General features: G+C 72.3%; 20 protein-coding genes and 1 pseudogene. 11 read left to right on the top strand and 10 right to left on the bottom strand.

All coding sequences use genetic code 11. The features are described from left to right. Nucleotides 1-283 precede the first annotated feature (283 nt). The 3 genes from ACIQVL_RS21420 to ACIQVL_RS21410 all read left to right on the top strand — a co-directional run bounded on the left by ACIQVL_RS21420 (nt 284) and on the right by ACIQVL_RS21410 (nt 4116). On the top strand, nt 284-2113 hold the full coding sequence (locus ACIQVL_RS21420) for a SpoIIE family protein phosphatase (protein WP_403443415.1): 1830 nt from the start codon (nt 284-286) through the stop codon (nt 2111-2113). A 111-nt stretch (nt 2114-2224) separates the two neighbouring features. Then, the gene (locus ACIQVL_RS21415; RefSeq protein ID WP_403443418.1) at nt 2225-3169 is read left to right on the top strand and encodes a polyprenyl synthetase family protein; all 945 of its coding nucleotides are present in this window, start codon (nt 2225-2227) and stop codon (nt 3167-3169) included. Next, a complete protein-coding gene (locus ACIQVL_RS21410) occupies nt 3145-4116 on the top strand; it encodes a UbiA prenyltransferase family protein (RefSeq protein ID WP_403476085.1) in 972 nt (323 codons plus the stop codon). Before ACIQVL_RS21415 ends, ACIQVL_RS21410 begins: the two co-directional genes overlap by 25 nt. 28 nt (nt 4117-4144) lie before the next feature. Here ACIQVL_RS21410 and ACIQVL_RS21405 read toward each other — a convergent pair whose 3' ends face one another. From ACIQVL_RS21405 to ACIQVL_RS21385, 5 genes are all read right to left on the bottom strand, one after another. Then, nucleotides 4145-5170 (bottom strand): alcohol dehydrogenase, encoded by a 1026-nt coding sequence (locus tag ACIQVL_RS21405; protein WP_403443423.1) that lies wholly within the window; start codon nt 5168-5170, stop codon nt 4145-4147. A gap of 206 nt (nt 5171-5376) precedes the next feature. Beyond that, complete coding sequence (locus tag ACIQVL_RS21400) at nt 5377-6462, bottom strand: hypothetical protein (protein WP_403476084.1); 1086 nt, start codon at nt 6460-6462, stop codon at nt 5377-5379. A gap of 167 nt (nt 6463-6629) precedes the next feature. Then, a complete protein-coding gene (locus tag ACIQVL_RS21395) occupies nt 6630-8048 on the bottom strand; it encodes a lamin tail domain-containing protein (protein ID WP_403476083.1) in 1419 nt (472 codons plus the stop codon). An 86-nt stretch (nt 8049-8134) separates the two neighbouring features. Beyond that, on the bottom strand, nt 8135-8890 hold the full coding sequence (locus ACIQVL_RS21390; protein WP_403476082.1) for a GntR family transcriptional regulator: 756 nt from the start codon (nt 8888-8890) through the stop codon (nt 8135-8137). 103 nt (nt 8891-8993) lie between these two features. Further along, on the bottom strand, nt 8994-9752 hold the full coding sequence (locus ACIQVL_RS21385) for a helix-turn-helix domain-containing protein (RefSeq protein ID WP_403443465.1): 759 nt from the start codon (nt 9750-9752) through the stop codon (nt 8994-8996). A gap of 238 nt (nt 9753-9990) precedes the next feature. Between ACIQVL_RS21385 and ACIQVL_RS21380 the strand changes: the two genes are divergently transcribed. Beyond that, entirely contained in the window at nt 9991-10665 is a 675-nt protein-coding gene (locus ACIQVL_RS21380) for a DUF4097 family beta strand repeat-containing protein (protein WP_403443466.1), read from the top strand. A gap of 169 nt (nt 10666-10834) precedes the next feature. After that, on the top strand, nt 10835-12061 hold the full coding sequence (locus ACIQVL_RS21375; RefSeq protein ID WP_403443468.1) for a glycoside hydrolase family 88 protein: 1227 nt from the start codon (nt 10835-10837) through the stop codon (nt 12059-12061). A 42-nt stretch (nt 12062-12103) separates the two neighbouring features. Here the strand turns inward: ACIQVL_RS21375 and ACIQVL_RS21370 are convergent, their stop codons facing one another. Further along, a complete protein-coding gene (locus ACIQVL_RS21370; RefSeq protein ID WP_403443470.1) occupies nt 12104-12286 on the bottom strand; it encodes a hypothetical protein in 183 nt (60 codons plus the stop codon). A 326-nt stretch (nt 12287-12612) separates the two neighbouring features. On the opposite strand from ACIQVL_RS21370, the gene ACIQVL_RS21365 reads away from it, so the two are divergent. From ACIQVL_RS21365 to ACIQVL_RS21350, 4 genes are all read left to right on the top strand, one after another. Further along, nucleotides 12613-12786 (top strand): hypothetical protein, encoded by a 174-nt coding sequence (locus tag ACIQVL_RS21365; protein WP_351955444.1) that lies wholly within the window; start codon nt 12613-12615, stop codon nt 12784-12786. Nucleotides 12787-12899: 113 nt separating this feature from the next. Further along, on the top strand, nt 12900-13391 hold the full coding sequence (locus ACIQVL_RS21360) for a DUF2975 domain-containing protein (protein ID WP_403443473.1): 492 nt from the start codon (nt 12900-12902) through the stop codon (nt 13389-13391). Next, nucleotides 13391-13618, top strand: coding sequence for a helix-turn-helix domain-containing protein (locus ACIQVL_RS21355; RefSeq protein WP_403443476.1), 228 nt, complete (start codon nt 13391-13393; stop codon nt 13616-13618). The genes ACIQVL_RS21360 and ACIQVL_RS21355 overlap by 1 nt, the downstream gene beginning before the upstream one ends. A 184-nt stretch (nt 13619-13802) precedes the next feature. Further along, nucleotides 13803-14453, top strand: coding sequence for an NAD(P)-dependent oxidoreductase (locus ACIQVL_RS21350; protein ID WP_403476081.1), 651 nt, complete (start codon nt 13803-13805; stop codon nt 14451-14453). A 380-nt stretch (nt 14454-14833) separates the two neighbouring features. Here the strand turns inward: ACIQVL_RS21350 and ACIQVL_RS21345 are convergent, their stop codons facing one another. Continuing rightward, nucleotides 14834-15055, bottom strand: a complete 222-nt coding sequence (locus ACIQVL_RS21345; protein WP_403476080.1) for a hypothetical protein — start codon at nt 15053-15055, stop codon at nt 14834-14836. 977 nt (nt 15056-16032) lie between these two features. Here ACIQVL_RS21345 and ACIQVL_RS21340 point away from each other — a divergent pair. Beyond that, nucleotides 16033-16293, top strand: a pseudogene (locus ACIQVL_RS21340) (homoserine O-acetyltransferase); the annotation flags it as partial. A gap of 476 nt (nt 16294-16769) precedes the next feature. On the opposite strand, the gene ACIQVL_RS21335 reads toward ACIQVL_RS21340, so the two are convergent. The 3 genes from ACIQVL_RS21335 to ACIQVL_RS21325 all read right to left on the bottom strand — a co-directional run bounded on the left by ACIQVL_RS21335 (nt 16770) and on the right by ACIQVL_RS21325 (nt 19163). Then, nucleotides 16770-17153, bottom strand: coding sequence for a hypothetical protein (locus tag ACIQVL_RS21335; RefSeq protein WP_403440025.1), 384 nt, complete (start codon nt 17151-17153; stop codon nt 16770-16772). A gap of 681 nt (nt 17154-17834) precedes the next feature. Further along, nucleotides 17835-18113 (bottom strand): hypothetical protein, encoded by a 279-nt coding sequence (locus ACIQVL_RS21330; protein ID WP_403476220.1) that lies wholly within the window; start codon nt 18111-18113, stop codon nt 17835-17837. Between the two features lie 288 nt (nt 18114-18401). Continuing rightward, entirely contained in the window at nt 18402-19163 is a 762-nt protein-coding gene (locus tag ACIQVL_RS21325; protein WP_403476079.1) for a maleylpyruvate isomerase family mycothiol-dependent enzyme, read from the bottom strand. Between the two features lie 628 nt (nt 19164-19791). Between ACIQVL_RS21325 and ACIQVL_RS21320 the strand changes: the two genes are divergently transcribed. Then, nucleotides 19792-20658, top strand: coding sequence for a CAP domain-containing protein (locus tag ACIQVL_RS21320; protein ID WP_403440027.1), 867 nt, complete (start codon nt 19792-19794; stop codon nt 20656-20658). Nucleotides 20659-20769: the final 111 nt, after the last annotated feature.

Below are 20769 nucleotides of genomic sequence, written 5' to 3'. Positions count from 1 at the left end.
CACCCTGCGGGTGTCGGTGCTGCGCGAGTCCGGCGCGGCCACGGGCACCCCTCCTGTTCCTGCTGGTCAGCCTCTTCCGTCCGGTCCCGACGGTAAGCACGGCTGATTACACCGGCGTCACCGCTCCCGATCAACGGGGGTTAAGGCCGCCGCACAGCCCCGCTCCGGGCGATGTGAGCGAAGGCGCCCGCGACACCCGGCCGGAGCGGTCCCGGGATGCGCCGTGCCGGGACCTGTTGCACGATGAGGGCGGCCGAGGGAGGGGGCAGGCAAGGGGGACCGGGTGGACAGGGACACCTCCTCACGACGACGGGCCGCACCGGCGCCGCCGATCACACCGACGGCACCGGCCGCCCGGGACACACCGAGGTCACCGGGGGCGCGGGACACCCCGAAGCCGCCGGTCGCGCCCCTCGCGCGGGGCACACCCGCTCCGGCCGATGCGGACGCACCACCCCCCGCCCGCATCGGCTACGTCGACATGCTGCGCGGCATCGTCGAGGACGCGGCCGTGGGCTTCGCCGTGCTCGGCACCGATCTGCGCTACCTCTACGTCAACCCGCACATGGCCCGCGCCACGGGCCTGCCCGCCGCCGCCTACCTGGGCCGCACGCAGCGCGAGGTGCTGCCGCACCTGCAGCGGCCCGACCAGGTGCTGCGGGACGTCATCCGCGACGGACGGCCCCGCGAGGCCGTCGTCACCGGACGCACCTGGGTGGACTCGCCGTACCAGGTCCGGGAGTGGCGGTGCGTCTACCACCGGCTCGTGGACCGCACGGGCCGGGTGGTGGGCGTGGCCGCGGTGGGCCTGGAGATCAGCGAGCCGCAGCAGTACGTGTACGAGCTGGAGCGCGCCCACCGGCGGCTGGCGCTGCTGGACTCGGCCGCGTCCCGGATCGGCACCGGCACCGATGTCGCGGGGACCTGCCGGGAGCTGGCGGAGTTCGTCGTACCGGAGCTGGCGGACGCCGCCGGGGTGGAGCTCACTCCGCCGGATACCGTCTCGGCGCGGCGGACGCCGACCCGGCTCGCGGCGTACGCCACGCGCCCCGGGCTGGTCACCGGGCTTGCGGCCCTGGACGCGCGCGGCGACCTGGTCGGCTGGCCGCGCGGCACCGGGACCCGGCGGAACCTGGCGGCGGGCCGGATCTGGCGGCGGAACGCGATCACCGCGGCGCAGTGGCGGTCGCTGGTCCCGCGCTGGGCACCCGCCCAGGCATGTCTGACCGCGCGGGTCCACTCGGTGCTCCTCGCCCCCCTGGTCTCGGACGGCCGGGTGCTCGGCATCCTGCTGCTGGCCCGTGCCGGGGACTCCGCGCCGTTCTCGAACGAGGACGCCACGGTGGCCCGCGAACTGGCCGCCCGCGCCGCCCGCGCCCTGGACCGCGCGGTCCGCTTCGAACGCGAGCACACCATGGCCCTGGAGCTGCAGCGGGCGCTGCTGGCCGAGCCCGGCCAGTTGCGCCGGCACGGCGGTGTGGAGACCACCGGCCGCTACCGTCCCGCCGACGACGGCTCGCTGATCGGCGGCGACTGGTACGACGTGCTGGCCCTGCCGGACGGCCGCACGATGCTGGTCATCGGGGACGTGATGGGCCACGGGGTGGACGCGTCGGTGGCGATGAGCCACTACCGTTCGACGCTGCGCGCGCTGGCCCTCGCGGGGCTCTCGCCGCGCCGCATCCTGCAGCACGCGGACCGCATGGTCGCCGACTCCGGCTTCGAACGGGTGGCCACCTGCTTCCTCGCGCTCGGCGACGTGGACGTCGCCACCCTCACCTACGCCAGCGCCGGCCACCTGCCGCCCGTCTGGCTCAGCCCGCAGGGCGAGATACAGCTGGTCCCGGTGCCGGTCGGCCCGCCTCTGGGCAGCGGGCTCGGCCGGTACGAGCAGCGGGTCACCCCGGAGCGCGGCGGGGTGCTGCTCCTGTACACGGACGGCCTCGTGGAGCGGCGCGGCGAGGACATCGACTGCGGTCTGGCCCGGCTGACGGGGCTCTCGCTGTGCCCCACCGATCCGCTGGACAAGATCCTCGACACGGTCCTCGCGCACCTCGCCGCCGGCTCCGAGGACGACATCGCGCTGCTCGCGGCCCGCGCGGTACGCGGCTGAGCACACGACCGCACGCCGGGGTACGCGCCCGCCGTGCCTCCGGCAGCCTTGTGACACCGCCGTGCGTCGCTCGTTCACCGCCAGGGAAACGATCAGCAGTGAGGACCGGGTATGCGGCACGAGGAGAACGGCACGGCGGCCGCCGTGGAGCAGGCGCTGCGGGACTGGCTGTCCCGGGACGCCGAGGGTCCGCTCACGGAGGTGCACCGCTGGGCGCTCCATCCGCCGGGCAAGCTGCTGCGGCCGGTGCTGCTGCTGGAGTCGGCGGCGGCGGTGGGCGGGGTCTACGAGCGGGTCATGCCCGCCGCGGTCGGGGTGGAGCTGGTGCATGTGGCGAGCCTGCTGCACGACGACATCCTCGACGAAGACCAGTTGCGCCGCGGCAAGCCGTCGGGGCATGCCAGGTTCGGGCCGGGCGCGGCCGTGCTGGGCGGTGACGCGCTGATGTTCGCGCTGTTCGAGCAGGTGGTGGAGTGCGGCCGGCGCGGGGTGCCGGAGGCGGCCGTGAACCGGGCCGTGGGCCTGCTGGCGCGGGCCGGCCGGCGGATGGCGCAGGGGGTGGCCCGCGAACTGGATCCGGGCCGGGCACCGGACGCGGTCGGCGGGTATCTGGAGATGGTCCGGCTGAAGACGTCGGCACTGCTGAGCGCGTGCTGCGCGGCGGGCGCGGTGCTGGGCGGCGGATCGCCGGGGCAGGTGCGGGCGCTGGCCGGGTACGGCGAGGCGCTCGGGGTGGCGTTCCAGATCCGTGACGACCTGCTGCCGTACGGCCCGGAGGCCGGGCGGGAGGGCAAGCCCGCCGACAGCGATCTGCGCAACGACCGGCCCAGCCTGCCCCTGCTGCTGGCCGGGCCGGTCGCGCGGGATCCGGAGAAGGTGGGGCGGGTGCTGGTGGAGACGGGCGCGCTGGCGGAGTGCACGCGGCTGGCGCGCAGCCATGTGGAACGGGCCTGCCGGGAGCTGGACGCGCTGCCGCCGGGCCCGCACCGGGCCGCGCTGTGCCGGACGGCCGAGGTGCTGGCACCCGGGCCGTGGCGCGCGGGCGGTGCCGGTTGACGGCGGCCCGGCGGTCCGCCCATCTGGAGACGCTGCGCCCCTACGACCTTGTGGTCGCCCCGGTCGTCACCGCGCTCGGCGCCGTGCTGGCCGGCCCCGCCGTCCCGCCCTGGCGGCTGCTGCCGGCGGGCGTGCTCGGGCTCACCGCGTGTGCCGGGGCGCTCTACACCGCCGACTACCTCACCCGGCACGAGGACGGGCGGACCAAGCCGCACCGCCCGATCCCCTCCGGACGTCTGCCGGCCGCCGTCGCACGCCGGTGCGCGGTCCTGCTGTGGCTGGCGGCGTTCGTCCTGGCCACGCTGGTCAACTGGCGTTCCCTGCTCTTCGTCGGCCTCGCGGTCCTCGCCCAGGACGCCTACGGGCGGTGGCTGAAGAACCGGGGGCTGTGGGGGGACGCGGCCGTCGGCTTCTCGGGCTGGTCGTGCCCGCTGCTCGCCGGGGCCTGCTGCACCGCGCCCTGGCCCCCCGCGCACCTGGCGGCGCCCGCGCTGCTGCTGAGCGTGCAGGGCACCCTCGGGAATCTGCTGCTCGCCGTCGACGACCGCCCGCACGACCTGCGCGCGGGCTGCCGCACCCTGCCGGTACGGCACGGCCCCGACCGGGCGTGGACCGTGCTGACCGCGCTGGCGGTGGCCGAGTACGCCGGGGCGCTGCTGCTGCCGGTCCGGGCCGGGCCGCGTACCGCACCGGTGTTCCTGCTGCTGGTCCTGTCGGCCGCGGCCACGGCCGCCGCGGTGCTCGTCACCGTGCGGCGGCGTGCGGACCGGGCCGTCGAACTGCACATGTACGAGCGGGTGCTGCTGCCGGCGGCCCTGTGGGCGCTGACCGGCGAGGCCTTCGTGGCCGTGGCGGTCGCGGCGGTCTCGGCCGGGGTGCTGCGCCTGACGTCCCGGCCGATGCTGCGCCCCGCGCCGTACGAGGAGGGCGGCGCGGTCGGTACGTGACGCTCAGCCGCCGGTCCCGGTCACGGGTTCAGTCGTAGGTGAGGACCATGCGGAAGCGCGCGGCCCCGGTGAGCATCTTCTGGTACGCCTCGTCCGCCTGCTCCAGGGATGCGGTCTCGATCGTCGGGCGGATGCCGTGCAGGGCGCTGAACTCCATGGTGTCCTGCACGTCCTGCGCGGTGCCGGACGGGTGGCCGCGGACCACCCGTGCGGCCATGAGCAGCTGGAGCGGGCTGATCCCGAGCGGCTCGGGGTCGATGCCGATCACCACCAGCTCACCCCGGGGTCCCAGCCCGTCCACGGCCGCCGAGATCGCCTCGGAGTTGCCCGCGGTGGCGAGCACGACCCTGGCGCCGCCGAGCGACTGCAGGGCCTCCGCGACCGGGGTCGCGGCCGTGGAGTCGACGTAGTGGTGGGCACCGAGCTGCTTGGCGAAGTCGGCCTTCTCGGCGCCGCGGGCGACGGCCACCGTCTCGAAGCCCATGGCCACCGCGTACTTCACGCCGAGGTGGCCGAGTCCGCCGAGGCCGACGACGGCGACCAGGTCACCGGGCTCGGCCGGGCTGCGGCGCAGGCCGTTGAAGGTGGTCACGCCCGCGCAGCCCAGGGGCGCCGCGTCGGCCGAGGTCAGCCCGTCAGGGATGCGGGCCAGGGCGTCGGCCGGCGCGATCACCTGCTGGCCGAAGCCGCCGTCGTAGGACCAGCCGGGCACCTTCAGGTTCTCGCAGAGGATGAAGTCGCCCTGGCGGCAGGGCTTGCAGTGGCCGCAGCTGCCGCCGAACCAGCCGACTCCCACCCGGTCGCCGATCCGCCAGCCCCAGTCCTCGATGCCCTCGCCGAGTTCCTCGATCCGCCCGGCGATCTCGTGGCCGGGCACCACGGGGAACGTGACACCGGGCAGTGCGGCGGTGACGAAGAAGGTGTCGCTGTGGCAGACGCCGCAGGCCTCCACGGCGATCCGCACGTGGCCGGGGCCCGGCCTCGGCACCTCCCGTTCGACGATCTCGAAAGGCCCGCCCAGGGCGGTCACCTGCGCGACTCGGTAGGTACTCATGCGTCTCTCCCGGAACGGGTACGACGGGTAGGGTCCGAAGCCCCCTCACCCAGCACACCAGCTCCGGGCGGATCGCGCGCGTCGAGCCCCCGCGTCACGGGTGCGGGCCGGTGGGGGCTCGTCGCGCAGTTCCTCCCCCAGCCTTCGGCCGGGGGTGCCCCCAGCGCCCCTGAAGGGGCGCCGGGAAGGCCTGGTGATCAGCCTGATCAGGAGGTGATGCCGTTGTACTGGTCCCAGGTGTAGGCGAGGTCCGGTGCGGAGGGCTTGCCGGGCCAGTTGAAGTAGTCCCAGACGAGTTCGGCGGGGTTGGTGGCGAGGTAGCCCCGGCCGGGCAGGTCGTCGCCGTCGTCCCAGGCCCAGGGCGGGTTGGCCGCGTCGGTGTCGCAGGCGCCGTTGGCCGGGCCGAGGACCCCGCCGGCGCCGCACTTGGCTCCGTAGGGGTTGGAGCTGTCGTCGCCCGCGAAGTTGTTCGGCGTCGCGAAGAGCGTGGTGAGGGTGCGGTCGGCCCACATGCCGTTCGCGGCGAAGACGTCGGTCAGGGCGTACTGCACGTCGCGGTCGTTGGAGCCGGAGGGCACCTCGGCGGTGGCGCCGGGGTAGTAGACGATGCCGTCGCCGCTCGCGTACTGGCTGCGCTCCTGGGACAGGTAGCCCTCGGCCCAGGCGGCGTGGGTGTTGGGCTGCTGGGTGGTGAACGGGCGGCCGTGGCCGTCGTCGTGCGGGTCGCCCTGGAGCTTCAGTGTGCCGTCGACGCTCTCCTGGCCGCTGGTGAAGTCGCTGCCGGCGGGCACCCAGGAGTAGAAGTTGCTGTGCGCGACCGTGATCGCGGCCTTCAACTGACCGTGCGCGGAGCCGTCGTTGGCCACGACGACCAGGACGCCCTCGGCGTCGTTCTCGTGCTCGGTCAGGTCCTCCTGGTAGTTGTCGAGGACGCCGTCCGACCAGTCGCGCGGGTGGAAGTACGTGTACAGCAGGTAGGAGAAGGACGGGGTCTGGACGACCGAGTAGTAGACGTGCGCCGCGAGCGGGAACTGGCTGGTGTTCTCCCAGTTGTTGCGGCCGTTGAGGTCGCCGTCGTAGTCGTAGGACGTGATGTAGTCGGACTTGCCGCCGAGCGCGGTCTCGCCGGTGGAGTCGACGTCCTGGAAGTTGACCGGGGCCCACCACTGGGCGAGGGCGGCGCGGTCAGCGGCGGCGTCCGCGTGGGCCGCGGTCGGCTGGGTGAGGCCGGCGGCGCAGACGGCGGCGAGGGCGGCCGACACGGCGAGGGATCTGCGTCGGGTCAGAGGCACACGGAAACGGTGGGGGCGGCTGGTTGCCACGGTTCCTCCGGGGGGCGGCGAAAGGAACCGGCACGTCGGTGAAGTCGACGTGCCGGTACGGGAGTTGACGCATGTTCCGGTGGTGCGTGTGATGCCGCGCGTACGATACAGCGCGGCACGGGTGGCCCGGCAGTGCCTCAGCAGGTGATGGTGCCCCTGCGCAGCGCGTGACCGCTGTCGTTGCTGTCGTCGGACCACCACACCGGCTTGGTACCGCCGCTGCACGCGTCGGCGCCGGAGACGGCGAAGCCCTCGTTGTTGTAGTTGTCCATGCCGGACGGGCGGTTGTAGATCGCGGTGGTCGCGAAGACTCCGGAGGAGTTGATCTGCATGGTGCGGTGCTGGCCGGAGCAGGTGTCGTCGCAGACCACCCAGAGGCGGGACGTCTGCGGCTCCCACTGGAGCTCCATGACACCGGCCATGCCGCTGCTGAGGGACGCGACGCGGGTGTAGGTGCCGCCGTCCTTGAGGACGTAGCCGTAGATCATGCCGGTGCCCTCGACGCCGACGAAGAACACCCCGCCGGTGTGCGAGCCGTAGTTCGCCGGGTTGTAGGCGGCGCCGGTCGAGGCGTCCTTGAACCCGGCGGCGGTCAGGGTGGCGTCCGGGACCCAGGTGATGCCCTCCAGGCCGAGGTTGGAGCCCACCGACGGCAGGTCGGAGGTCAGGTTCCACTCGGTGGAGGCGGAGATCGTGGTGGCGGTGCCGCTCACGTCGTACTTGAGGACGGAGAGCCGGCTGGTGCCGGAGGAGTCCGCGTTGCGCTCACTCGACACGAAGACGCCCCCGGCGGAGCCGGAGCCGGTCAGCGTGACACCCTCGTCGTCGGGTGTGCCCGAACCACCGGGGAACTTCAGCGTCTTGCCGGACGTCCAGCCGTTGGCGGTGTCGGCCTTCCAGGCGGTGGAGCCGTTGGGCACCAGCCGCCACAGCTTGCCGCTGTTCTGCGCCGCCCAGAGCACGCTCCCCTCCTGGTAGAGGCCGCTCATGTCGGAGCCGAAGGCGTTCTTGGTGTCGGCGGTGGCGACGGAGCTGCCGCCCGGCCACCCGGTCGCCGAAACGCCGCCGGTGCCGCAGTCGTTGGCGGCGCCGAGGGTCAGCGCGGCGGAGCCGAAGGCACCGGTGCCGTCGGGGCAGCGCGACCACGAGGGGTCGGAGTGCTCGGTCCAGCTGAAGCTGTCGACCAGCGTGGTGCCGTCCGCGAGGTAGAGGCGCGCCTCGTCGTCGGAGCCCAGGCCGAAGGCGTTGTGCACGTCGAAGGCGACGAATCCGCCGGGCGCAAGGCTGGTGCCGGAGGCTATCGCGTACTTGGAGCTGTTGTTGTCGTCCCGGAGGATCCAGCCGGAGAGGTCCACCGTGGCGGTGCCCTTGTTGTAGAGCTCCACGGAGTCGTTGACGTCCCCGGTGGTCACCACCTCGTTGATCCGGATGTCGTCGGCCGCCGCCGCGTGGGCGGGGGACGCCGTCAGGGCACCGACGGCGAGCGTCGGTCCGGCGACGGCGACGAGCAGAACACGGAGGCTGCGACGCCACCGGCGAGCACGTGATTCGGTCACGAAATCCGTCCTGGGGTTTCGTTGTGACAGGCCGCCAGGACCTTTCCTGCGCAGCCCGAACGGCCGCCTTCGCGCAGGTGAGGGGGTTATGAACGGTCGGTGAGCGAACCGCCGAGATCGACCGGGGACGGTCGGTGGTGGCCGGAGGCCTCATCGGTCAGGCCGCGCTGACCCGCCTGTGCTGACGGCTTGTCGGCGATTCTTCGCAGGGCATGGATGACGCTGCCGAGGTGCCCGCGGGCGGCCTGTTCGGCGGCGACCGGGTCACGGCCGCAGACCGCGTCGATGATCGCGAGGTGTTCCGGGAGCGAGACGGCCGGCCGCCCCGGCTGCAGGGCGAGCCGGAACTGGTGCCGTACCGACTGGCCGCGCAGCCGCTCCAGCACTCCCCCGGCCGTGGACTGGCCGCTCAGCTCCACGAGCCGGCGGTGCAGCCGGTTGTTCAGCTCGGAGTAGGTCATGACCTCCGCGGCCTCGACCGCGCCGATCATCCCCGCGCGGATCGCCCGCAGTTCGGCGATCTCCGCGTCGGTCACCCGCTGGGCGGCCTTGGCGGCGCACAGGCCTTCGACCACCATCCGGACCTCGGTGATCTCGATCGCCTCGGCCAGCGGCACCGCACGCACCCGGGCACCGCGGTGGGGGATGCGCTCCACCAGCCCCTCGTTGCCCAGCTGGAGCAGGGCCGAACGCACGGCGCCGCGGCTGACCGCGAACCGCTGCGCCAGGTCGACCTCCACGAGCCGCTGGTCCGGCACGTACTCCCCGCGCACGATCGCCGCACGGATGATCTCGGCGACCGGGTCGGTCCCGGACGGGATGCTGGATGCTGGTGCCGGCACGTGGTGCCCCTTTCCACGACGGAACGCCCAGATCGGCAACGATATTGTCGCCAATCCTGCCCTACCGCGCCCTGTCGCGCCCTGCCGTGACGCCGACCCCCGCCTATGCGCGGCCGGGGCCCGGCCCGCCGGTGTCGCCGCCGGGGGTCGTGGCGGGTTTGCTGTGGAGGACGTCACGGGCCTGTTCGGCGGCGCGGGTGATGCTCTCGCTGATGAAGTCGAGGAACCGGGCGATGTTCTCCAGGCGGTTGGCGGCGGGGGTGTGCGGGCCGAGGACGGTGACGCCCTGACGGGCGGTCTCGGCGATCTGGGCGGTGCCGCGCGCGCTGGCCATCATCGACTGGTACCAGACGTCGTCGTCGACGAAGTAGCTCTCGCGGCGGCGTTCGTCGCGCTCGCGGCGGACGAGCCCCTGTTCCTCGAGGAACGCGACCGCCTTGGAGACGGACGCCGGACTCACCCGGAGCCGCTGGACGAGTTCGGACGCGGTGAGGCCGGCCGAGTCGCTGATGCAGAGACAGGCCAGCACCCGGGCCATCATCTTGGGCGTGCCCGACTGCATGAAGACGGTGGTGAGCGTCTCCTCGTACTCGGCCACGGCCCCGGCGTCCCGTCCGTGCGGCTGCGGCACCGCCCCCGGCCCCTGGGACGAGGCGGGCCGACGCCGGTGCGCGCGGCGTTCGGTGGCGCGGTGGGCCAGGTCGGCGCGGTAGGCGGTGGGGCCGCCGTTGCGCATCACCTCACGCGTGACCGTCGAGGTCGGACGGTCGATACGGCGGGCGATCTCGGCGTAGGGGAGGCTGTCGGCCAGCCCGAGCGCGATCTGCTGGCGTTCCTGCTGGCTGAGCCTGCCTCCCGGCATCGCGATCTCCTCGCTGTTCCCGCGGGACGGTTCCCGACCCTGACGAGGGTAGCGTTCACGCTTTATCCATTGCAACGCTCGATGACCTCGCGTTGCATTACCTTCAGAGTCGTTGCAACACTTTTAGCACTCTGACGTGCATGTATAAGTTTGCTACGCAACGAATTCGTTGTCGGAATCCAGAAAGCAACGTAGCGTTTCCATTGTCAGAAACAAGGAACGCCAACGGGAGACCACGATGCAGAAGTTCGACACCCCCGCCCCGATCTCCGCCGTCCTGGACATCCCCGCCGGACGCGTCCAGCTCATCGCCGCGGACCGCGCCGACACCACGGTCGAGGTCCTGCCCGCCGACCCCGCCAGGAGCCGCGACGTCAGGGCGGCGGAGCAGACCACCGTCTCCTGCACCGACGGCGTCCTGCGGATCACGGCCGGGAGCTCCGGCAACCAGCTCTTCGGCCCCTCCGGCTCGGTGGAGGTCACCGTCCAGCTGCCCGCCGGCTCCGGCGTCGAGGCGAAGGCGGCCGGCACCGAGCTGCGCGGGGTCGGACGTCTCGGCGACGTCGTCTTCGACGGCGCGTACCGCGACATCAAGATCGACGAGGCCACGAGCCTCCGCCTCACCGCGACCGACGGCGACGTCGAGGTCGGCCGGCTGGGCGGTCCCGCGGAGATCAGCACCGCCCGGGGCGACATCCGGATCAACGAGGCGACCCGCGGCACGGTCGTACTGCGCACCCAGGACGGCGACATCTCGGTCACCGCCGCCACCGGCGTCTCGGCCACCCTGGACGCCGGCACCGGACACGGCCGCGTGAGCAACGCCCTCAAGAACGACGGCACCGCCGAACTCGACATCCGCGCCACCACGTCGCGCGGCGACATCACCGCCCGCAGCCTCCAGGCAGGCTGATCGGCCGTCCGTCCGCGGGGCCCGGCGACCGGATCGCCGGGCCCCGCGGATACTCGCGAAGGTCGGTCACATATCTGAACCTTGCGCACATGTATGTACGCGCGCGGCGCCACGTGCGAGACTCCTTCAACTCCCCCACCCACTGGTTCAGTTGGAGAGGAAGGCACCCATGCACATGTCCCGCAGGGCCGTGCTGGCCACCGCAGGCGGCGCCGCGGTGGCGTACGCCGCCGCACCTCAGTCCGCGCAGGCGCTCACCGGCCCGGTGCCGGCGGCGACGGAGGCGGTGCTGCGTGGCGCGGCCGACTACGCGGTCGCGAAGGTGCGTGCCGTCGCGCCCGGGGTGAGCGCCTTTCCGGTCGGGACGAAGTTCGAGAAGTGGGTCTACTCCCAGAACGGCGACTGGGTCGGCGGGTTCTGGCCCGGCGTCCTCTGGATGAGCTGGCTGCACAGCGCCGACGACAGCCTGCGCACCCTCGCCCTGGCATCGGCCGCGAAACTCGCCCCCCGCCGGTACGACACCGGCACACACGACCTGGGCTTCCTGTTCACCCCGTCCTGGGTCACCGCCTGGCGGCTGACCGGCGACACGTCATGGCGGGACGGCGCCGTACAGGCGGCCCGCTCACTGCTCCAGCGCTACAACTCCCACGGCCGCTATCTGCGGGCCTGGGGTGCGCTTGGCACCTCCGACAACGCGGGACGCATGATCATCGACACCATGATGAACCTCGACCTGCTCGTCTTCGCCGCCCGCGAGACCGGCGAGAGCGCGTTCATGGACGCGGCCGTGGGACACGCCCAGACCACGCAGCGCCTCTTCCCGCGTCCGGACGGCTCCACCCCGCACGCCTACGACCTCGACCCGGCCACCGGTACCCCCATCGGCCCGAACACCGTCCAGGGCTACAGCCCCACCTCCTGCTGGGCCCGCGGACAGGCCTGGGGCATCTACGGCTTCACCACGATGTACCGCCGCACCGGCGACCACCGGTTCCTCACCACCGCCCGCACCCTCGCCGACTACGCGGTCAAGGCCCTCGGCCCGGACCACGTGCCCGTCTGGGACTATCGCGCACCGCAGCAGCCGCACGACGTCAAGGACGCCTCCGCCGGGACCGTCATGGCCTGCGGGCTGCTCGACCTGGCCGCCGCCACGGGCAGCCGGTCCTACCGCACCACCGCGCTGCGCATCCTCACCGCCCTGTGCGAGACCTGCCTCACCACCCGCTCCGCCCGCGCCGAGGCCGTCGTGGCCCGCTGCACCCGTAACCGCCCCGCGGAGGACGGCATCGAGATCTCCCTCCCCTACGCCGACTACTACCTCCTCGAAGCGATCCTGCGCGTCCTGCGGCCCCAAGACCTGGACCGCGCGATCGACCTCTCGACGGTCTGACGGCGCGAGCGGGTGCCGGGCGCCGCCGCCGGCGACAAGCCGCTAGGGGGCGGTGCCCGTCGCCCCGGGAAGGCTCGTCGGCGATGCGGTGAGGGGGGACGGCGAAGGCGGGGACGCTTCGCCCGAGTCGGCCTGGACGACGAGGACGACCGCGATGACCGCCGTGGTCAGGGCGGCCATCGTGGCCAGCCACCAGATCCCGATCGCTTTCGCGTGAGCGGCCATGGCACCCTCCTTCGACGCGGAGCGTACGCCGTTGCCCGAAGACGGGACTCCCTTTTCACAGCACGCGACAGCCGACGCCCCACACCACCGGCCGCACCGCCACATTCTGGCCGTCTTCCACGGTTGTCGCGTCGAATTGAGAAATCCGCCAGGCAATTGACCCGGTATCACCGGAAACAAGCACTGCGGCGACGAGGTTCCCGCCGCTCCCACCTCATCCGGCCCGCCCCCACGGCGACCGGCGCGCCACCGTGGCCGCCCGACGACGGGCTTGTGGAGGTGATGTGCGGGCATACGGGATTTCACCCTTCGAGAGGAGCCCGCTCATGGCCGGCATCGTCGCCGCAGTCCTGTTCTTCATCGCCTTCCTGATCAACGCGGCGGACATCAGCACCAATGACACCTTCACCTCCACGAACGTCATGCTGCTGGGGCTGACCGCCCTGGCCCTGCACGTGGCGGGAATCGGCACCGCCCGGTCGTACCGGAGCCGTCGCTGACCGCGCGGTCATGACCGCTTCGCCACGCAGCAGGCGGACACCACCACCCCAGCCCTTGCCGTACCTATCGAATCTCGATAGATTTCCATCGCTACTCGATGGAAGGAAAGGTCATGGGAAAGCTGGCCGTGCGCACGCTGCGCGCCGTGCTCGCACTGGTGCTCACCGGCACCGGGCTCATTCAGGTCATGATGGTCTGGACGTTGGTCAGCGGGAACGACCCGGAGGACGGGACGCTCCCGCTGACCGCGTTCCGCCTGATCACGATCCTGGGCTTGGCCTCGGCCCAGGTCGCCGTGGTCTGCGTGTGGCGGCTGGTGACGATGGTGCGACGCGGAACCGTGTTCTCCCACGCCGCGTTCCGTTACGTGGACGGCGTGATCGGCGCGATCGTGGCGATCGCCCTCCTGTGGTTCGCGGTCACGGCCGTCAACGCACCGGGCCAGCGGGACGACCCGGGCGTCAGCGTCATCATGGCCGGGATCGGCGTGGCCGTCCTCGGGGTCGCGCTCATCGTGCTCGTGCTGCGGATGCTGCTCGCCCAGGCCGTCGCCCGTGACGTCGAAGCGACGCAGATGCAGGCCGAGTTGGACCAGGTGATCTGATGCCGATCGCCGTCGACATCGACGTGATGCTGGCCAAGCGGAAGATGTCCGTGGGTGAACTCGCCGAACGGGTGGGGATCACGCCCGCCAACCTGGCGGTCCTCAAGAACGGCCGCGCCAAGGCGGTGCGCTTCGCGACCCTCGCCGCGCTCTGCGAGGTACTCGAGTGCCAGCCGGGCGACCTGCTGCGCTGGGAGGACGAGACAGCGGACGCGGTCGCCGGTTGACGCGGCCGCCGGCTGACGCGGGCAGGACCGCAGGAACACGGATTGTCTGGACGGGCGTGGCTGAACGCTGTCGCCTGATCGGGTCGTGCTCGCCGGGAGCACACCGACGCCTCACGTCTGTCACGAAAGGTCTCGGTAATCTGCGAACCCGGAGACGATCAACGGGAACGGGAGATTCATTCGCATGTCCAAGATCGCCCTGTTCGGCGCCACCGGCACCATCGGAGCCCGCATCCTCGACGAGGCGCTCCGTCGCGGCCACCTGGTCACGGCGGTCGTACGCGACCCGGCGAAGCTCACCCGGAACGACCCCGAGCTGACCGTGGTCACCGGCGACGTTCTGGATCCCGAGTCCGTTACCGAGGTGGCCGAGGGACAGGACGTCGTGGTCAGTGCGGTCGGCGGAGGCGACGGGCCGGGCCACATCGCCACCATCAGGCCCGGCGTCGAATCCCTGGTCACCGGCATCCGCAGCCTGGGGGAACCGGCCCCCCGGCTCGTCCTGGTCGGCGGCGCCGGATCGCTGCGCACGCCGGACGGCACGCTGGTCTGGGACGCGGAGGGCCTGCCGGAGTTCCTGCTGCAGATCATGCACGCCCACGGGGACGCCCTGAACTTCTGCCGCACCGTCAGCGACGTGCGGTGGACCAGCCTCAGCCCCGCCGCGACGATCGAGCCGGGCGAGCGGACGGGCGTCTACCGCATCGCCAAGGAAGATCTGATCATCGCCGAAGACGGCAGCAGCCGTATCTCCGCCGAGGACTACGCCGTCGCCCTGCTCGACGAGATCGAACAGCCACGGCACACCGGCGAGCGCTTCACCGTCGGCTACTGAACCCGTACCCCGGTCCCTACGGGACAGGAACGGGGAGCCTCGTCCACACACGCGCCTCGGCCCCCTCGGCGAACCGGTGATCCGGCAGCGGGCATGGCGTCCGACTCCTCTGCGTCGCCGTCCTGCGCCGTCACCCGAGCACTGTCCTCCCATGTGGGCCGCTCGGACGGTCCGGACGTCCGGCCGACGGGGCTCGGCCGATCAGGGGACGGCACGCGGTACGCAGGAGCGCGGTCCCTCAGGCGCCCATTCGGGTGAACGCGTCACCGGAAAGCCCCGCATGACGCCCTGCCCGCCCCCGTCGCTCCGGCTCGCACGAGTGCGGCCCCCGGAATGGCTGCGCGTCGGCACGGACCGGCCGCGGCGGTGCCTTCGGCGGGCTACCAGATCAGGCACCAGTAGTCGCCGTAGTGCCCGATGCCGATGCGCCCGACCTGCGGCACGAGGCTCGGGTTCGGCTGGCCCACGGCCGACAGCGAGCAGACCGGGTCGCCGACCGCACGGGCGGCCGTCATCCGCTGTGCGGCGGCCACCGCCTCCGGCGACGTGACCCAGGTGGTCGTTCCCGGTGCATTGCCGGTGGTCGTCGGGGCCGGCGTCACGGGCCCGGGTGGCTGTGCGGGCCGTGAGGTGAACGGGGGCGGGCTCGGCCGGGTCGTCGCGGGGGACGGCGAGGACGGGGGCGGGCTCGGCCGGGCCGTCGTGAGGGACGGCGAGGACGGGGGCGGGCTCGGCCGGGTCGTCATGGGGGACGGCGAGAGCGGGGGTGCACTGGGCCTGGTCGTCGTGAGGGACGGCGAGGGCGAACTCGGCTGGTGCGGGGTCACGGACGGTCTGGGCGTCGGTGTGCGGGGCGGTGCCGGCTTCGTGGTCGGCGTGTGCACCGGCGGCGGGGGGACGGGCTGTGTCCGGTGGGGCGCCGGCCGGGTGGCGGTCGGCACCGGCGGTGCGGTCCGGGTGGGCCTGGGTGCGGGGGTGTGGGTGGGCTTCGGCGTCTTCGGAGCCGCTGAACTCGGGGCCGACGACCGCGGCGAAGCGGACGGGGACGGACTCGGCGTCGACGCCGTCGGCGTCACCACGGGTGACGACGTCGCGTGGGGGGTGCTGCCGCCGTGGTCGGACGACAGCAGCGCCCAGGCTGCCAGACCGCCGCCCAGGGCGACCACGGCCGCTCCGCCCGCGATCCACGGAGCCCTCCGTGCTGGCCGCCGGTGCCGGTTCATGATTCTCACTGTCCATCCGAACGCCGACGGCCTCAAGCCGGGACCGAGCCGCCGCCCGCTTCCGGCAACCGTCCGCCGGTCCCGTGCTCCCGGCCCGGGACACCGTGCGAGCACCGGGGTTCGGCAACCGGTCCGACGCCGGACGCACGGGCCGCCCACGAAGGCGGACCGCGCCCGCAACCGGCTCAAGCGCGGATCGCGTGGCGGGCGGCCGCCGACGTTCGACAAGGACGACTACAAGCAGCGGCACGCAGTCGAGTGCGGGATCAATCGCCTCAAGCGCCACCGGGCCGTCGCCACCCGTCACGACAAACCCGCCGTCCGCTTCGAAGCGACCAGCACGGTCGCAACAGGCGATAGCGGGAGGGGGAACCGCCACGCCCGGCCATCCGACCCCAGGCTGGTCGGGCCGGGCCGGGCCGGTCGGGCCGGGGCCGGCGCTGGACACCGGCCGGTGGTTCGTCGTCGCCCCGAACGTCCCTGGCGGCTGCCAGGACAGTCCGGGACCGGCCTCGCCGCGTCCCGACGGACGTCACCGCTGGGGCGGCACCTTCCCGTTCCTGACCCAGCGCGACCAGGCCGCGGCCGAGGCGGGGCTGGCCGATGCGCTGGGTGTCGCCACGGCGGACGACGTCCGGGTGATCGAATCCCCGTACGGGCACGACGGTTTCCTGACCGAGACGGAGCAGGTCGCCGCACTCGTGGCCGAGTTGGTTCCGCCGGCCGTACCCGACGGCCCGCCACGGCCTTCCCGTAGCTCCGCACAACGATCGTGAACAGCGCCGGCGGAGCAGGCGGCGTGCCCGCGTGCACGGCCCGAGCGAGGCCAGGGCGCTCAAGGAGAAGGGCAGGGTGCCCCTTCCCCCGGCAAGCGGGAAGAGGCACCCTGTCCCGGTCCGACCGGCGGACTGCGGCGGGAGTCAGGCGCCCGGCATGTCACGAGAGTTCCGCCACGTTCCTACGACTCTCGCCCGCAACCTCCATGTATGCGATGAACGACAGATGTTGACGGTGCGTCAAGAGCCGCACGCCGCATGGCCGACGGTCTGATCCGGGCGCCTCGGCACCCGGCGCGGCCTCCGGTGGCCACGGTTCACCTCATGTACGCGGCACTGGAGCCGACGGCGTCCCCGGGTGCACAGGCATCCGTCTCGTGCCCTTGTGTCTGCCGCTCCACAAGTTCCCGCCCGGCGGCAAGCGCCTTCGCCAGCACCTTGGCCCGGTAGGGATTCGCGACGTCCAGAGCCGACGCCACGGCAACCGCCTCGTCCAACAGGGCCAGCCGCTGTCCGGGCAGCTCCCGCACCAGCGGCGACGCACTGGCCTCCACCAGCACGTACGCCAGCTTCGACCCGTACACCTCCGGCTCGACCTGCGCCAGCAGCCGGTAGATCCGCAAACCCTCGGTGCCGCCCACCACCCGCCGGTTGGCACTGAGCAGCTGGACCCTCGCCCGCATGACCATGTCCTGATCCACCGATCCCCCTCCGTTCCCCCGCCCTCCGCCTGCACCCGTCCCACGACGAGACAGCACGACGTACGTGTCGGCATCCGGGAACGGATGCCGACACGTACGTCGGAGAGTGGATGACGAAGAGTCTGCGGGCAGACCGCCACCCCGGACAAGCCTGAACGGACGTGCCCTCCGTCCTACCGCAGACCACGTCCGAGCAGGCATGATGGACCTGACACTCACTCACGCCCCGCCACCCTGCCCGGCAGCGGCCGCAATCGCGTCACAGTGCAGATCAGCCCCCAGGGCGTCACCGGAACGAACGAACCGTCCTGCCGGGACAGTCCTCTGACCTACGGGGCAGCGCAGCGAGCGAAGACTCCGGCACCTCCGTTGCACATTCTTTCCGCGCGCCTGATCCGCTACGGCAGAGGGCGAGGCGTCCAACAAGATCATGATTTCCCCACACGTATTCGACGACGGACGACGTGCCGGAACACACGCCCCCGCGGGGCAGTGGACTCGCCACCAGGCGCCGGGCGAGTCCCGCGCCCCAGGCGCTCCGAGCAGGGCGTCAACGCCGCGTCGGGCAACCCACCGGGCGCCGGGGTTCCGGACAACTCCTCAAACGAGGCGGGCGCGTTCTCCCAGTCCGCCTCCTGCCCCGTGGACATCACCGCCGGGGCCCGAGGACGTCGTGAGCCCTCACATCCTGTGTCGGCGCGGCTGTCTCTCCATACGGGCGGTCTGCCGATGGGTGCCTGAGAAACACATGGAGAGCTCCCGGCGAACCCAGTCCTCAACGGCCTGCCGCCGTCCGGGCGGGGTGAGCACCCAGCGAACCCGGCGGCCCACCCGGCCGGAGACGAGCCGGCCCTCCGCAGCGGTGCGCGCCGGCGACTGCCGCGCCGACTTCTCCTCGACGTCGAACATCGCCGGCGCGTCCACCAGAACCGACGTCCACACCGGCCGGTCGACCGGCAGGACGTACTCGCCGACTCCTGCGGCGTACGGCGCCGGCGTGCCCGATCGGGGTGTGCCGACTGGACGACGTCATCGCCGCTACCTGCCACGAGAACTTGCGCAACCGGCACAGGCCGCATCGCCTGCACCCCACCTCCCCGAGTGCGGTGGCGCGGTCAGCGCGCCCACTGAGAGCACCCGGCAGAAAGCCTGGTCGTAGCCGTATCCCCTTCCTGGCCGAGTCGGCTGTGCTGCGGGAGGCGCTCGGGCCCGAGCTGTACGAGGCCGTCCGCCGGCGGTATTGGCCGGCTACTCCTCGGGCTCCCAGGCGATCAGGTGCTCGAACACCTGCCGGTCGCCCCGGATCTTCAGGTCGCTCAGCGTGAGGCGGCCCCAGACGAAGAGGAGCAGCTGCTCGGCGGTGCCCGTGGCCGAAGCGGAGGCGGGCCCGGCGTCGTCCGGCAGGGGCGCGGGCCAGGCGCCGGTGCCGTCCAGCGCGAGGAGCCACGAGCGGCCCTCGGTGGCGTGGTAGTGGATGGTGGCAGCCTCGTGCGGCCAGGCCGCCGGGGTGGAGTTGCAGGTGTCGAGGAACTCGGCCACGCCGTCGATCGCGAGGCCCGCCGGCATCGGCTGCACGGCGCCTGCGGCGAGCTGGGCGTCGTAGGTGTGCACCAGCACCTCGTGCACCCGGCGCCGGGCGACGCCCCAGGCGTTCGCCGGTGACACGCCGGCGGCCCACCACGCCCAGCACGCGCGCTCCGGTCCGGCCGCGCGCAGCGCACTCAGCAGCAGCTCGTTCGACTCGGCGTACCAGCCCAGCAGCGCCTCCGGCTCGCGCGGCGCCTCCGCGGCTTCCTTGGCCGGCGGAGCCTCGGCCGGGCCCGCGGCGACGATCGCGGCCCACCAGCGCTGGCCCGTACCCAGGTGCTGCACCAGATCGAACAACGTCCACTCGGGGCAGGACGGCACCGGCGTGTCAAGGCCGGGCCCGGCGGCAACCGCACTCCGGAACGCGGCCGACCGCTCGTCGATCAGTTGCAGCAGGGTGGAAAACTCAAGGCTCTCTGTCACATCGCCTACCTATCACCCAAGCTCAGCCGACCGCACCCTGTTTCCACCGTCGGCCAGCCGGCCACCGGCACGGACCGCCCACTTCACGCGACGGCCGACACCGCTCTCGTGCTTCAGCAGACCCGGCGTCCACGGCGACCGCTACGGCTGCCCGACGACTCCGGCGATCATCGCGGTCAGCCTCCTGCTGTTCTGTCCGCTGCGCCTGAACCGTGTGCCGCCGCCACTGGCGGTCTTCGTGGGCGCCCTTGTCCCGCCGCAGAACCAGAGCGCATGTTTCCGTGACATCAGTCACACCAAATCGGGACCTAGGCGTGCCAGATAGTAGAGATCACCCTCGCGACATATGGGATTTTGTCCGGCTTGGGGCGCGCTTGCGTCGCGCCCTGATTCGCGGCTCTCCGCCCGCCGGCCGCCTTCATCCGTTCTGCGCACTGGCAGGGATCCTGACGGGGCGACAGAATTCCGCAGCGGCCCCGGCAAGCGGACCAGCGCGCCCCACTCCCCTGGCAAGAGCCCGCCCAAGCCTACGAAGCGAGCTAGTACCGAGGCCCTTTGCGCTCCATGTGAAGGCGTCCTAAGAATGACTCCCCGCAGGACGACGCCGCAGCTCAGGAGCGGGTTACGCATGGGTAGACATCGCAAGAACACGCATTACCGGCGGATAGTCATCGCCGCCGTCGCCGTGGGCACCGTGGGCATACCGTCCGCCGCCATGGCCTGTACCAACTGGCCCGACAGCGGCGGACACCGGTCCAACAGCGCCGGGAACAGCGCAACGAAGGACTCGTGGAACACGAGGGGCTGGTGGAACGACGCGAACTGGGGCCGCCCCTGGAACGCCAGCCAGGCAGGCGAGCCCTCGCGGACGGCATCGGCGGCGCCGAGCGCCACGAAGACCCCGAGCGCATCCGCGAGCGCCACGAAGACCTCCCGCTCCCCTGCGAGCGCCGGCAAGACCACCGCGCCGAGGCCGAAGGCCACAGCGCCTCGGCACACCACACGGACCACCGCTCCCAAGCCCAGCACCACCGCGTCGCCCAGCACCCCGAAGCCCACCACCACCGCTTCCGCGGCCCCCAAACCGTCAAGCACCCCGAAGGCCACCGCCACGGCGTCCGGAGTCGTCGCTCGCATCCTGGAACTCGTCAATGCCGAGCGCAGCAAGGCCGGCTGTTCGGCCCTGACCCTGAACACGACCCTGTCCAAGGTCGCGCAGGCGCACAGTGAGGACATGGCGCTTCACCAGAACATGTCCCACGCCGGGTCCGACGGCTCCTCCCCCGGAGACCGGATCACCAGCGCCGGGTACACCTGGAGCGCCTACGGCGAGAACGTGGCCTACGGTTACGCCTCTGCCGATCAGGTCATGGCCGGCTGGATGGCCAGCCCCGGCCACAAGGCCAACATCCTCAACTGCACCTTCAAGGAGATCGGCGTCGGTCTCGCACAGCCCAACAGCTACTGGACCCAGGACTTCGCCACCGCCCGCTGACCGGTGCCGCCTGCCGCCTGCCGCCGCAGTTCTCCTCCGACTGGCCTCCGGCAGGCCCATGAAATGTTGGCCGACCGCTGACCACCGCGGACAGAGCCAGTCCTGGCCTAC

This window comes from Streptomyces sp. NPDC090499, from assembly GCF_044769305.1.
Lineage (GTDB): Bacteria > Actinomycetota > Actinomycetes > Streptomycetales > Streptomycetaceae > Streptomyces.
Note: the sequence above shows the minus strand (reverse complement) of the source record. Positions and strands in the feature narration are given on the sequence as shown.